Here is a 13517-nt window from a genome sequence, read left to right on the forward strand (position 1 = left end):
AAAGTCGCGGGTTGCTCACTGTCGGGCAATCTTGAATAATCAGTGATTGAGAATGACTTGCAGAAGCTAATGACTCCCGTATCGGTTGGCGCCCCTCGTATCCTGGCGATTGAAGACGACCTTGTATTAGGGGCACATGTTCATGAACATTTGGAGCGCAGTGGCTTTCAAGTGACCTGGTGCCAGAACGGCGAGGATGGGCTGGCGATTGCTCGTGAGCAGACCTTCGATGTCGTGCTGATGGATATTTTGCTGCCGGGCATGGACGGGCTGGCGGTATTGACCGACCTGCGGAGCCGCGATTCCACCCCGGTGCTGCTGATGTCGGCATTGGGTTGCGAAGCGGATCGCATCAACGGTTTTCGCCTGGGCGCCGACGACTACCTGCCCAAGCCTTTCAGCATGGCCGAATTGCGGGTGCGCATCGAAGCCATCCTGCGGCGGGTGGCCCTGGACCGTCGACATACGCTGCCGGCGATCAACGGCGACGTTCACAGCCTGCGTTTCGACGATGAACTGTGTGATGTTCATTATGGTGAGCAGTGGGCCGGGCTGACCCGCAGCGAATACCGGCTGCTGGAAACCCTGAACCGCAATGGCGAAGAAGTGCTCGGCAAGGCCTTCCTTTATCAGCAGGTGTTGCAGCGCGGCTACGCGCCCCACGATCGCAGCCTGGACATGCACATCAGCCAGATCCGCCGCAAACTCAAGGCCATCGGCTACGGCGAACGCGAAGTACGCACCGTCTGGGGCAAGGGTTATGTCATGAGTGCCGTTGATGAAATGGTCTGACCGGGTGGCGCCGTTGAACAACCGTGATGAACAGGCCCACGCGTTCGATCAAATGCCCGAACGCCGGCAAACCGCCGTGGCTGCGCAGCAGCAACTGCTACGCGACTTGTCTCATGAACTACGCACACCGTTGAGCCGTTTGCGGGTGGCCAGCGAAAGCGAAGAGGACCTGCTGCAACTACGCGAGCGTATCGGTCGCGAAGTCGATGGCATGCAACGGCTGATAGAAGACACACTGCAACTGGCCTGGCTCGACACTGAGCGCTCGGCATTACCGGATGAGGCCATTCAGGTTCAGGCGCTTTGGGAAATGCTCACGGAAAACGCCTGCTATGAAAGCGCTTGGCCCGCCGGGCAACTGCACTGCGCGGTGGAGGCTTCGTGCTGGGTTCGCGGCCATCTGAATACCCTGGCCCAGGCGCTGGAAAATATCCTGCGCAATGCCATCCGCCATTCTCCGTCTGGTGGCAGTGTGCGCCTCGACGGCCGGCGCGACGGCGAATACTGGCTGCTGTGGCTCGAAGACCAGGGCGGCGGTGTCGCCGAAGACGATCTGGAACGCATCTTCGACCCGTTCACCCGACTCGACGGCTCACGCCCCGGCAATGGCGGCTTTGGCCTGGGCCTGAGCATCGCGCGCAACGCGGTGCAGCGTCAGGGCGGGCGCTTGTGGGCGGAGAATACTGGGCAGGGGTTGAGGCTCAATATGCGGCTGTTGGCTCTTCTTGATGGCGTCAGTGACGACGCCTTCGCGAGCAAGCCCGCACACATTGGAGCGGAGTCGACTATAAAAAGAGTGAACACCCCCGATCCCCTGTGCGGGCTTGCTCGCGAAGAGGTCCTCCCATCCGGTGAAAACCTCGGCTTATTCCCATAAGCCATAAGCACCACACTTTGCGTGATATGGCCTGCGCACGTTTGCCGGTATGATGGTCGCCCCCGCTGTCTGGATTGCGAATACGCCATGACCTTGCAGTACCCCACCATCGCCGATTGCGTCGGCAACACTCCGCTGGTTCGTTTGCAGCGCCTGCCCGGCGCCACCAGCAATACCCTGCTGCTCAAGCTCGAGGGTAATAACCCGGCGGGTTCGGTCAAGGACCGTCCGGCGCTGTCGATGATTACCCGTGCCGAGCTGCGTGGGCAGATCCATGCCGGCGATACGCTGATCGAGGCGACCTCCGGCAACACCGGGATTGCCCTGGCCATGGCTGCGGCGATCAAGGGTTACAAGATGATCCTGATCATGCCCGACAACTCCAGCGCCGAACGCAAGGCCGCGATGACCGCCTATGGCGCCGAGCTGATTCTGGTCAGCCGGGAAGAGGGCATGGAAGGCGCTCGCGACCTCGCCGAGTGGATGCAGGCTGAGGGCCGCGGCAAGGTGCTCGACCAGTTCGCCAACGGCGACAACCCCGAGGCGCATTACACCGGTACTGGCCCGGAAATCTGGCGCCAGACCGAGGGCACCATTACCCATTTCGTCAGTTCCATGGGCACCACGGGCACCATCATGGGGGTCTCACGTTACCTGAAAGAACAGAATCCGGCCGTGCAGATCGTCGGTCTGCAACCGATGGAAGGCTCGGCGATTCCGGGCATCCGTCGCTGGCCGCAGGAGTACCTGCCGAAGATCTATCAAGCCGATCGGGTTGACCGCATCGTCGACATGGCCCAAAGCGAAGCCGAAGACGTGACCCGTCGTCTGGCGCGCGAAGAAGGCATCTTCTGTGGCGTGTCCTCGGGCGGTGCTGTAGCCGCGATGCTGCGCCTGTCCAAAGAAGTCGAAAACGCGGTGATGGTCGCGATCATTTGTGACCGTGGCGACCGTTATTTGTCGACCGGCATTTTCGACGCGCCCAACTGATGGCCAAGCAAGTGAGAGGCCTGCGCTTCCAACCCACGGGCGGCAGCAAGGCCCCGCAAGTCCCGACCGGCAAAAAGCAGCGCTTGACCATCGAGCGTCTGGCCAATGACGGTCGCGGTATCGCGTTTTTCGAAGGTCGTACCTGGTTCGTCATCGGTGCATTGGCCGGTGAAGAAGTCGAGGCGCGCGTCCTGGGGGCCCATGGCAAAGTCGTCGAGGCGCGTACCGAGCGGGTCTTCGTCGCCAATCAATTGCGTCGTCCGGCACCGTGCGCCCATGCCGGGCGCTGCGGCGGTTGCAGCGTGCAGCATCTGCCCCACAACGAACAACTTGCCCTGAAACAGCGCATGCTCGCCGAGCAGTTGTCGCGGGTGGCCGGTGTCGAACCCGAGCAGTGGGCAGAACCCTTGAGTGGTCCTGAGTTCGCCTACCGACGTCGCGCCCGGGTGGCGGTACGCTGGGACGTGAAGGCGAAAAAACTCGAAGTCGGTTTTCGTGCCGCCGGCAGCCAGGACATTGTCGGCATCAATGCTTGCCCGGTGCTGGTACAGCCCTTGCAGCCGATCATGAGCGGCTTGCCGGAAATGCTCCGGCGTTTAAGCAAGCCTCAAGCGCTGGGCCACGTGGAATTGTTCGCCGGTTCATCCCTGGCCTTGCTGTTGCGCCACATGGCGCCACTGTCTGAAAACGACCTGAGCATCCTCAAGGCATTCTGCGCACTCCATGATGCCCAATTGTGGCTGCATGGCGAAGGCGAGCCGCAACCGGTCGATGCCGATCAGGCGCTGGGATACCGACTTGAGCAATGGAATCTTGAACTGGCGTATCGCCCGGGTGACTTCATTCAGGTGAACGCCGGGGTCAACGAGGCGATGGTCGCCCAGGCGCTGGAATGGCTGAAGCCTGCCGCTGACGAGCGCGTGCTCGATCTGTTCTGCGGCCTGGGTAACTTTGCCTTGCCGCTGGCGCAGAACGTCCATGAAGTGGTGGCAGTGGAAGGCGTACAGACCATGGTCGAGCGCGCTTGCGCGAATGCCGCTAGCAACAATCTGCATAACGTGAAGTTTTTTCAGGCCGATTTATCCCAGCCTTTGGTTGATGCCGAATGGGTCAGCGAGGGCTTTTCTGCGGTACTCTTGGACCCACCGCGCGACGGTGCTTTCGAGGTGGTGCGCACACTCGCATCGCTGGGTGCCAAGCGGTTGGTTTATGTGTCGTGCAACCCGGCAACTTTGGCCCGTGACACGGTCGAATTGATCAAGCAGGGCTACCGGTTAAAACGTGCCGGGATCCTCGATATGTTTCCTCAGACGGCACATGTCGAGGCCATGGCGTTATTTGAAGCGAGCTAGGACGGCTCGTCTGGTCCGACCAGAGCGCTCATGCATCAGCCGCGTCAGCCCAGCGAGGGCGCATGGGCATCGAAGGTCAGCGATTTGACGCATTGAATCTGCGTCGTAGGGAAGGTAAGCAAGATGGTACAGGTGAGAGCACACCAGCCGATCAATACGGACGGCAGTATCAATCTCGAGGCTTGGCTCGATCATGCGGTCAGTGTCGATCCGGCACTGGATCGCGAAGCCTTGAAAGAAGCCTGCGAGTTTGCTCGTCAGGCCGAACAGCAAGACAAAGCGGCGAAGAATCTCTGGTCCGAAGGTACGTCGAGTTTTCGTACGGGCCTTGAGATCGCAGAGATCCTCGCCGACCTAAAGCTCGATCAGGATTCGTTGGTCGCGGCGATTCTTTACCGTGGCGTACGCGAAGGTCATATCCAGCTGCCGGCCGTCAGCCAGCGCTTTGGTCCGGTGGTTACCAAACTGATCGATGGCGTGCAGCGCATGGCGGCGATCAGCGCCAGCCTGAGCCCGCGCCAATCGTTGGTGCTGGGCTCTCAGGGCCAGGTGGAAAACCTGCGCAAGATGCTCGTGGCCATGGTCGACGACGTTCGCGTCGCCTTGATCAAACTGGCCGAGCGCACCTGCGCGATCCGTGCGGTGAAAACTGCCGATGACGAAAAGCGCAACCGGGTCGCGCGGGAAGTCTTCGACATCTATGCGCCGCTGGCTCACCGTCTTGGCATCGGTCATATCAAATGGGAACTGGAGGATTTGTCCTTCCGTTACCTGGAGCCCGACCAATACAAGCAGATCGCCAAGTTGCTGCATGAGCGGCGCCTTGATCGCGAGCGGTTCATCAGTGATGTGATGAACCAGTTGCAGGCCGAATTGAAGGCCACCGGCGTCGATGCCGACATCAGCGGCCGGGCCAAACACATCTATTCGATCTGGCGCAAAATGCAGCGCAAGGGTCTGGAGTTCAGCCAGATCTACGACGTGCGTGCGGTGCGCGTGCTGGTGCCGGAAATGCGCGACTGCTACACCGCGCTGGGCATCGTCCACACCTTGTGGCGGCACATCCCGAAAGAATTCGACGACTACATCGCCAACCCGAAAGAGAACGGCTACCGCTCGTTGCACACGGCGGTCATCGGTCCTGAAGGCAAGGTGCTGGAAGTGCAGATCCGCACCCACGCGATGCACGAAGAGGCTGAGCTGGGCGTTTGTGCGCACTGGCGCTACAAGGGCACCGACGTCAAATCCGGCTCCAATCACTACGAAGAGAAAATCTCCTGGCTGCGTCAGGTGCTCGAGTGGCACGAAGAGCTGGGCGATATCGGTGGTCTGGCGGAACAGCTGCGGGTCGATATCGAGCCGGATCGGGTGTACATCTTCACCCCCGACGGTCACGCGATCGACTTGCCAAAAGGCGCCACGCCGCTGGACTTCGCCTACCGCGTACACACCGAAATCGGTCACAACTGCCGGGGAGCGAAGATCAACGGGCGGATCGTCCCGCTCAACTACAGCCTGCAGACCGGTGAGCAGGTCGAGATCATCACCAGCAAACACGGCACACCGAGCCGCGACTGGCTGAACCCGAACCTGGGCTATATCACCACCTCGCGGGCGCGGGCAAAAATCGTTCACTGGTTCAAATTGCAGGCGCGCGACCAGAACGTCGCGGCCGGTAAAACCCTGTTCGAGCGCGAACTCAATCGCCTCGGTCTGCCGCAGGTGGATTTCGAAAAGCTGGCCGACAAGGCCAACATGAAAACCGCCGAGGACATGTTTGCAGCGTTGGGTGCCGGCGATTTGCGCCTGGCGCAGTTGGTCAACCTGGCACAGCAACTGGTCGAGCCGGAACGCGGCAATGAACAGCTGGAACTGATCCCGCGCAAAGCCACCGGCTACAAGCCGGGCAAGCGCGGCGATATCCAGATCCAGGGCGTCGGCAACCTGATGACCCAAATGGCCGGTTGCTGCCAGCCGTTGCCGGGCGATGCGATCGTCGGTTACATCACTCAGGGTCGTGGCGTCAGCATTCACCGTCAGGACTGCGCCTCGGTGCTGCAACTGGCCGGGCGCGAGCCTGAGCGGATCATCCAGGTCAGCTGGGGCCCGGTGCCGGTGTTGACCTATCCGGTGGACATCATCATTCGTGCCTACGACCGTTCCGGTCTGCTGCGCGACGTGTCGCAAGTGCTGCTCAACGAGCGGATCAACGTGCTGGCGGTCAATACCCGCTCGAACAAAGAGGACAACACCGCGTTGATGTCTTTGACCATCGAGATTCCGGGGCTGGACGCATTGGGGCGGTTGTTGGGGCGTATTTCCCAATTGCCGAATATCATCGAAACCCGGCGTAACCGCACTCCGTGATGGTGATCAATGTGGGTAGGGGCGGGCGACATTCATTTGCTCGCGATGGTGATATACCTCGACCCTGTAGGAGCCAAGCTTGCTCGCGATAGCGGTGTGTCAGGCATGCCGCCATCGCGGGCAAGCCTTGCTCCTACAAGGTTCTGTATGAGAGTGATTGATGTACAACCTTGAAGACTTGCTACACCTCATGAGCCGGCTGCGGGACCCGCAGTTCGGCTGCCCGTGGGATATCAGGCAAACCTGGCAGACCATCGTCCCGCACACCCTGGAAGAAGCCTATGAGGTGGCGGACGCCATCGAGCGCGGCGACTTCGATCATTTGCAGGGTGAGTTGGGCGATCTGCTGTTCCAGGTGGTGTATTACAGCCAGCTAGGGCGGGAAGAGGGGCGTTTCGAGTTCGACGGCGTGGTCGACAGCATCACCCGCAAACTGATTCGTCGTCATCCCCATGTATTTCCGACCGGTGATCTGTATGCGGCGCTGGATATCCCGCGCCTCAGTGAGGAGCAGGTCAAGCAGCGCTGGGAGGAGATCAAGGCCGAAGAGCGGGCCGAGAAGTCCCAGGTCCCTGAGCAATTGTCCTTGCTCGATGATGTGCCGGCTGCGTTGCCTGCATTGTCCCGTTCGGCCAAGCTGCAAAAGCGCGCGGGGCAGGTGGGTTTCGACTGGCCGGACGCGTTGCCGGTGCTTGATAAAGTCCGCGAAGAGCTTGATGAAGTGCTCGAAGCCATGGCGGATAACGATGCGACAGCGATCAGTGACGAAGTCGGTGATCTGCTGTTTTCCGTGGTCAACCTGGCGCGTCACCTCAAGGTCGATCCGGAAACCGCATTGCGTGGCGCCAACAGCAAGTTTGAAAGACGCTTCCGATTTATCGAACAGGCATTGCGCGACACCCTCCGTCCCATAGAAGATTGCACCCTCGAAGAGTTGGACGCCTTGTGGGGCGAAGCCAAACGTCAGGAAAAGAATTTGCCCAGCTGCGGCTGAGCTGTTGCCTAAGTGAGTAAGCACCATGAGCCTTTCCCTTCGCGACCAGTTGCTCAAAGCAGGGCTGGTCAACCAAAAGCAGGCCAAACAGGTCGGCAAAGAGAAACAGAAGCAGCAACGTCTGGTCCATAAAGGTCAGATCGAACTCGATGATTCCCAGCAGCGTGCGGCCCAGGAAGCCATGGCCGAGAAGGTCAAGCGCGACCAGGAACTCAATCGCCAGCAGCAGGAAAAGTCCGAGCAGAAGGCTCGTGCCGCGCAGGTCAAGCAGTTGATCGAAGTCTCGCGCTTGCCGAAGTTGACCACCGAGGACTACTACAACTTCGTGGACGACAAGAAGGTCAAGCGCATCTCCGTCAACACCCTGATGCGCAACAAGCTCAGCAGTGGTTCCCTGGCGATCGTGCATCACGCCGGTGGCTACGAAGTGATCCCGCGTGAAGCGGCCCTGAAGATCCAGGAGCGCGATCCACAACGTATCGTGCAGCTGAACACCCAGACCGAAGAAGTCGATGCGGACGATCCGTACGCGGCCTATCAGATCCCTGATGATCTGATGTGGTAAACACCACGGCTTAACAACGACAAACCCCGCTTATTGGCGGGGTTTGTGGTTTTTCAAATCTGTATTACGGCATTCAGGCTTCGCGCTTGTGCTCTAGGTTTTCCAGTTCGGCCTTATAGCTGTGGGCGTCGCTCTCGGAGTGGAACATTCCCACCAGCATGTCTTGTTGATAGACGTCCCAGATCCGGATGCCGGCGGCTACGCCTTCGTGGGATTTATGTGAATCGTCGCGTTCAGTTACTTTTACAGTCATCTGCTGGCTCCAATCTCAATTGATCTGCAGCAAGGCGTGTGCAGGCCTTTGTTATATGTTTTGTTAGCTTGCTAAGTAAATGCCTGTGCTCGGTAATGATCTTTTGCAGAAATTGAAAAAATCCCGCAGCCCTTGCAGTCCGTGACATTTGGTCGCAGGGCGCCGGGTTTCATGACGGAAGTTTCATGTTTGCGAACGCTTGGGCACAAACCGGCAGACGAAAAAAAGCCCCGCAATCGCGAGGCTTCTTTACTTCGATCCAGATCAGCTGCCTTTGACAGCCTTGCCGTCAACCGTGCCGTCGAGGAGCATGATGTTGTACTCCTTGCCGTCGGTCTCGACCTGACGCAGGGCTACCAGGATGTAGCCCCAGTCCTTGGCGAACCACATTTCGGTGATGCGCTTGTTCTGTGTCGGGTCGCGAACACGTTCGACCTTGATCGCATCGACCGAACCCGCTTTGGTCTGGACTTTCTCCTGGCCAATCACGCGGAAGTCGTAGGTGTCGGTGTCTTCACCTTCGACCACTTGGTAGCTCATGCTTTTTTTGCCGGCGGCTACATCGCGCTGCAAGGCCAGTTGGTAGGTGGACTTGTCCAGCATGCCGGTGTTGAGCGGTACCTTGACCGGGTCGCCGCGATCAGTGCCGGTGACCATCTTGGTGGTCCAGTCGAAGTCCAGATTGACCTTCTTGGCTTTGCCCAGGCCACCGCGTTCGAAGCGATATGACTGAGGCAGCAAGGTGTCCTTGTCCAGCTTCAGGGTACTTTCCTCGGTCAGGCTGGCGACCAGCATGGAGGCCTTGAAATTCAAGGTCCAGGAGCCGTTGTCATTTTTCGACAGGCTGCGTTCGGCCGAACCACTCATCGGGAGCTGCTTCCAGTCGGCGGTGTAGCTGGCGGAGAACGGTTGAAGGTCTGCCGCCTGCGCAAGGGGCAGGGCGAGCAGAGCACAAGCGAAGAGCAGGGCGCGACGCATAAAATCTCCTAGTTTCGAATCAAGTGACCGCTGGCCGCGAGTAACTGACCATCCAGTAAAGCACCCTGTTCGCCAAGGCTCAGTCGGCCCTCGGCAAACCAGCGTACGGCCATCGGGTAAATCTGGTGTTCGCGGGTGTGGACCCGTTGCGCCAGACTTTGCGGCGAATCGTGCAACTCTACCGGTATTACTGCCTGTACGACCAGTGGTCCGCCATCGAGTTCCTCGGTGACGAAGTGCACGCTGCAGCCATGTTCGGTGTCGCCGGCTTCCAGCGCTCGCTGATGAGTGTGTAACCCTTTGTATTTGGGTAGCAGCGAAGGATGGATATTGAGCAGACGACCCTGATAGTGACGGACGAAATCAGCGCTGAGAATACGCATGAATCCGGCCAGTACCACAAGCTTGGGTTGGAAGGCGTCGATCAATTCGATCAAGGCGGCATCGAAGGCCTCGCGACCTTCGAAAGCCTTGTGATCCAGGGTACGGGTGTCGATACCCGCATCCCTGGCGCGCTGAAGGCCATAGGCGTCAGCGCGGTTCGAGATCACGGCGCGAATGCGCACAGGGTTGTCCGCGTTCTGCGCGTCGTCGATCAAGGCCTGCAAGTTACTGCCGGTGCCGGACAACAGCACCACAACATCACAGGTGGCGGACATCAGTGCGCCTTGAGGTTCTTCAGTTCGACCTGAGCCGCGCCTTCGGCAGCGGTAGCGATCTGACCGATTACCCAAGGTTGTTCGCCGGCTTCACGCAGCACGTTCAGCGCGGTTTCAACGTGCTCCTGGGCAACGCAGATCACCATGCCGACGCCGCAGTTCAGCACGCGGTGCATTTCGGTTTCGTCGACGTTGCCTTTCTCTTGCAGCCAGTCGAACACGGTCGGACGGGTCCAGCTTGCTACGTCAACCACCGCCTGAGCGCCTTTTGGCAGAACGCGCGGGATGTTGTCGAGCAGGCCGCCACCGGTGATGTGGGCCATGGCCTTGACTGCGCCAGTGTCTTTGATCAGCTTGAGCAGCGGCTTGACGTAGATACGGGTTGGCGCCATCAGCAGGTCGGTCAGTGGCTTGCCGTCGAGCTGGATGTTTTCGATGTCTGCACCGGACACTTCGATGATCTTGCGGATCAGCGAGTAGCCGTTGGAGTGCGGGCCGGAAGACGGCAGGGCGAGCAGGGCATCGCCAGCGGCGACTTTCGAACCGTCGATGATTTCCGACTTCTCGACCACGCCCACGCAGAAGCCGGCCAGGTCGTAGTCTTCGCCTTCGTACATGCCAGGCATTTCAGCGGTTTCGCCGCCCACCAGCGAGCAGCCGGACAGTTCGCAGCCAGCACCGATGCCGGTGACGACTTGAGCGGCGGTGTCGACGTTCAGTTTGCCGGTGGCGTAGTAGTCGAGGAAGAACAGCGGTTCGGCACCGCAGACCACCAGGTCGTTGACGCACATGGCAACCAGGTCGATGCCGATGCTGTCATGCTTGTTCAGGTTCAGAGCCAGGCGCAGCTTGGTGCCAACGCCGTCGGTGCCGGATACCAGCACGGGCTGCTTGTAGCCAGCCGGGATTTCGCAGAGGGCGCCGAAACCGCCCAGGCCGCCCATGACTTCCGGGCGCGCAGTGCGCTTGGCGACGCTCTTGATGCGTTCGACCAATGCTTCACCGGCGTCGATGTCTACACCGGCGTCCTTGTAGCTCAGGGAGGGTTGCTTGCTCATGATCCAGGCCTTTAGGGGGATTCAGGGGTAACGACCGAGTTCGGCGAGTGCACTGAAATACCTGTGGCGCGATTGCCGCGCGAGCATTTCAGAGTACCCAGCCGTTGCCGGTCTACGAAGGCGCGCGATTTTATCAGGCTTGAGGGGCAGCGGCCATCCTCGGGCCGACGGGCAGAGGCATATCGTGTTAAAAAAAACCGAAAATGCCCGAGCTGGTGACCTCGCTCGTGGCTGTATAAGGTATAGCCGTTAACCGGCTATCGTTATGACAGAGTGAAAACTTCCATCGATTGCGTGAATGTTTTGCGCAGGCCGGCGGTCACAGCCTTGCTCATGTCTGTTCATGCGGTCTGTTCCAGCCGCTTTTTGTCGTCGGGAATTCTCCATGCGTTTGTGTAAATTACTGTTTTTGGGCTGTTTGTCGTTGGTCAGCCTGGCGAGTCATGCCCAAACCGTCAACGGTCTCTATCAAGTGCGCGAGCCGGTCAGCAGTCAGACCCCGGAGGAGCGCGATCAAGCCACCCAGCGTGCGCTGGATACCCTGGTGCTGCGTCTGACCGGTGACGCCAAGGCCGCGCAGAGTCCAGGGCTGGCGGCGATTCGCAAGGACCCGCAGCAGATCATCAGCCGATACGGCTATGACGCCGGGCCGCCGGAAAGTCTGCAAGTCGATTTCGATCCGGTCAGCACCGATCGGGCGCTGCGTCAGGCCGGGCTGGCCTTGTGGGGCGCCAATCGGCCGTCGATTCTCGGTTGGTGGCTGAACGATTCGACCGAAGGCTCAAGTCTGGTGGGTGACGGTCAGGCCAGTGCTGCACCATTGCGGCGAGCCGCGCAGCATCGCGGTCTGCCGTTGCGCCTGCCATTGGGTGACCTGAACGAGCAGATCGTCGCCACCGCGCCGCATCTTGAAGGTAACGACCCGGCACCGTTGCATGGCATCTCTGAACGTTACGGTGCGGACGCTCTGTTGGCTGTGCATGCGCGGGAAGAGGGTGGTCAGTGGCAGGCCAAGTGGCATTTATGGCTGGGTGACCAGCGCGAGCAAGGCAGTGTGCAAGGGGCCGACAGTGCGGCCGTGGCGGATGCGGTATTGCTGGCGGTGAGTCAGCGCCTGGCGCCGCGTTTCGTTGCCAGGCCGGGAGCGTCCACCGAGCAGTTGCTGGAGGTGCAAGGCATGAACCTGGAGCGCTACGCGGTGCTGGGGCGCTTGCTGGAGCCGTTTGGTGCGCACCTGCAAAGTGTCGATGGTGACCGGATCGTGTATCGCGTCAATGGCAGTGCCGATCAGTTGCGAGCGCAGTTGAGTCTGGCGAAGTTGCAAGAGGTGCCGGCGGGTGCTACGCCTGCACCGGTTCAGCCTGCGGTCGGCGGTGTGGCACCTGCGGTCGCCCCGGTGCCCGCGCCCAAAGCGCAGTTGAGTTTCCGTTGGTAGATTTTTCTTTCCTTATATAGAAGCTGGAGTGATTCATGGCCGATACGCGGCGTTGGATGTGGCTGGGTGGAGTAGCCCTGCTGTGCGCATTTGTGTACCTGTTGCATCCGATCCTTACACCGTTCCTGGTGGCACTGCTGCTGGCCTATCTGTTCGATCCGCTGGTGGATCGCCTGGAGGCATTCGGTCTGTCGAGAACCTGGGGGGTGGTCGCAGTGTTCGCGCTGTTCACCTTGGTCGTCATGACGTTGTTGCTGGTGCTGGTGCCGATGCTGGCCAAGCAGCTGCTGCGCTTGTATGAACTGGCACCACAAATGCTCGATTGGTTGCAGCACACGGCGATGCCCTGGGCGCAGTCGAAACTCGGGTTGGCGAATGGGTTCTGGAAGTTTGACAAGGTCAAGGCCGCGATCACCGAGCACATGGGGCAGGCCACTGACATCGTCGGTATCGTGCTGAGCCAGGCCACCGCATCGGGTTTGGCATTGATTGGCTGGCTGGCCAATCTGGTGTTGATTCCGGTGGTGAGTTTTTACCTGTTGCGCGACTGGGATCTGATGATGGCGAAGATCCGCAGCCTGTTGCCGCGCGATCGTGAAGAGCGTGTGGTCTCGCTGGCGGGCGAGTGTCACGAGGTGCTTGGCGCATTTGTTCGTGGGCAGTTGCTGGTGATGCTGGCGTTGGGTGTGATCTATGCGGCGGGCCTGATGCTGGTCGGGCTGGAACTAGGGCTGTTGATCGGTCTGATAGCCGGTCTGGCAGCCATCGTGCCGTACATGGGCTTTGTGATCGGGATCGGCGCGGCGTTGATCGCCGGGTTATTTCAGTTTGGTGGCGATCTGTATCCGATGATCGGGATTGTCGCGGTGTTCATGGTTGGTCAGGCGCTGGAGGGCATGGTGCTGACACCGTTGTTGGTGGGGGATCGGATTGGTCTGCACCCGGTGGCGGTGATCTTTGCGATTCTGGCGGGTGGAGAGCTGTTTGGTTTCACCGGGATCCTGCTGGCGTTGCCAGTGGCGGCGGTGATCATGGTGCTTGTTCGCCATCTACATGATTTATATAAAGATTCTGGCATGTACAGCGGTGTGGAAGATTCGGATTGATCAACCCTGTCGATTAAGTGTCCAGGGACGCCCGGCGGATTGCCGGGCGGGCCTGTAAAACTCTCCCGGCTGTCACATACGCCGTCAAACA

At 59.9% G+C, this 13517-nt stretch carries 12 protein-coding genes and 1 pseudogene; 9 read left to right on the plus strand and 4 right to left on the minus strand.

Going from position 1 to position 13517, the window contains the following annotated elements; all coding sequences use genetic code 11:
• Positions 1-69 precede the first annotated feature (69 nt).
• The 7 genes and pseudogenes from HK44_RS05790 (at position 70) to HK44_RS05820 (ending at position 7937) form a co-directional block, all read left to right on the plus strand.
• Positions 70-792, plus strand: coding sequence for a response regulator transcription factor (locus tag HK44_RS05790; RefSeq protein ID WP_019693113.1), 723 nt, complete (start codon positions 70-72; stop codon positions 790-792).
• A 28-nt stretch (positions 793-820) separates the two neighbouring features.
• Positions 821-1669, plus strand: a pseudogene (locus HK44_RS05795) (sensor histidine kinase); the annotation flags it as partial.
• A gap of 87 nt (positions 1670-1756) precedes the next feature.
• Complete coding sequence (gene cysM / locus HK44_RS05800) at positions 1757-2659, plus strand: cysteine synthase CysM (protein ID WP_019693111.1); 903 nt, start codon at positions 1757-1759, stop codon at positions 2657-2659.
• Complete coding sequence (gene rlmD, locus HK44_RS05805; protein ID WP_019693110.1) at positions 2659-4011, plus strand: 23S rRNA (uracil(1939)-C(5))-methyltransferase RlmD; 1353 nt, start codon at positions 2659-2661, stop codon at positions 4009-4011. The genes cysM and rlmD overlap by 1 nt, the downstream gene beginning before the upstream one ends.
• A 123-nt stretch (positions 4012-4134) precedes the next feature.
• Entirely contained in the window at positions 4135-6378 is a 2244-nt protein-coding gene (relA, locus tag HK44_RS05810; protein ID WP_019693109.1) for a GTP diphosphokinase, read from the plus strand.
• 160 nt (positions 6379-6538) lie between these two features.
• Positions 6539-7372, plus strand: coding sequence for a nucleoside triphosphate pyrophosphohydrolase (mazG, locus tag HK44_RS05815; RefSeq protein ID WP_019693108.1), 834 nt, complete (start codon positions 6539-6541; stop codon positions 7370-7372).
• A 25-nt stretch (positions 7373-7397) separates the two neighbouring features.
• A complete protein-coding gene (locus tag HK44_RS05820) occupies positions 7398-7937 on the plus strand; it encodes a DUF2058 domain-containing protein (protein ID WP_019693107.1) in 540 nt (179 codons plus the stop codon).
• 73 nt (positions 7938-8010) lie between these two features.
• On the opposite strand, the gene HK44_RS05825 is transcribed toward HK44_RS05820, so the two are convergent.
• From HK44_RS05825 to purM, 4 genes are all read right to left on the minus strand, one after another.
• The gene (locus HK44_RS05825; protein WP_019693106.1) at positions 8011-8190 is read right to left on the minus strand and encodes a hypothetical protein; all 180 of its coding nucleotides are present in this window, start codon (positions 8188-8190) and stop codon (positions 8011-8013) included.
• Between the two features lie 264 nt (positions 8191-8454).
• Complete coding sequence (locus HK44_RS05830; RefSeq protein ID WP_019693105.1) at positions 8455-9168, minus strand: DUF3108 domain-containing protein; 714 nt, start codon at positions 9166-9168, stop codon at positions 8455-8457.
• A gap of 8 nt (positions 9169-9176) precedes the next feature.
• The gene (purN, locus tag HK44_RS05835; RefSeq protein ID WP_019693104.1) at positions 9177-9827 is read right to left on the minus strand and encodes a phosphoribosylglycinamide formyltransferase; all 651 of its coding nucleotides are present in this window, start codon (positions 9825-9827) and stop codon (positions 9177-9179) included.
• Positions 9827-10885 carry a phosphoribosylformylglycinamidine cyclo-ligase gene (gene purM, locus HK44_RS05840; RefSeq protein WP_019693103.1) on the minus strand — a complete coding sequence of 353 codons (1059 nt, stop codon included), beginning with the start codon at positions 10883-10885 and terminating at the stop codon, positions 9827-9829. Before purM ends, purN begins: the two co-directional genes overlap by 1 nt.
• Before the next feature lie 385 nt (positions 10886-11270).
• Here purM and HK44_RS05845 point away from each other — a divergent pair, with 385 nt between their 5' ends.
• Both HK44_RS05845 and HK44_RS05850 read left to right on the plus strand, forming a co-directional pair.
• Positions 11271-12320 carry a DUF2066 domain-containing protein gene (locus tag HK44_RS05845; RefSeq protein ID WP_019693102.1) on the plus strand — a complete coding sequence of 350 codons (1050 nt, stop codon included), beginning with the start codon at positions 11271-11273 and terminating at the stop codon, positions 12318-12320.
• Between the two features lie 35 nt (positions 12321-12355).
• A complete protein-coding gene (locus HK44_RS05850) occupies positions 12356-13426 on the plus strand; it encodes an AI-2E family transporter (protein WP_019693101.1) in 1071 nt (356 codons plus the stop codon).
• Positions 13427-13517: the final 91 nt, after the last annotated feature.

It is taken from the genome of Pseudomonas fluorescens HK44, assembly GCF_000217955.3.
Classification (GTDB): Bacteria; Pseudomonadota; Gammaproteobacteria; order Pseudomonadales; family Pseudomonadaceae; genus Aquipseudomonas; species Aquipseudomonas fluorescens_AQ.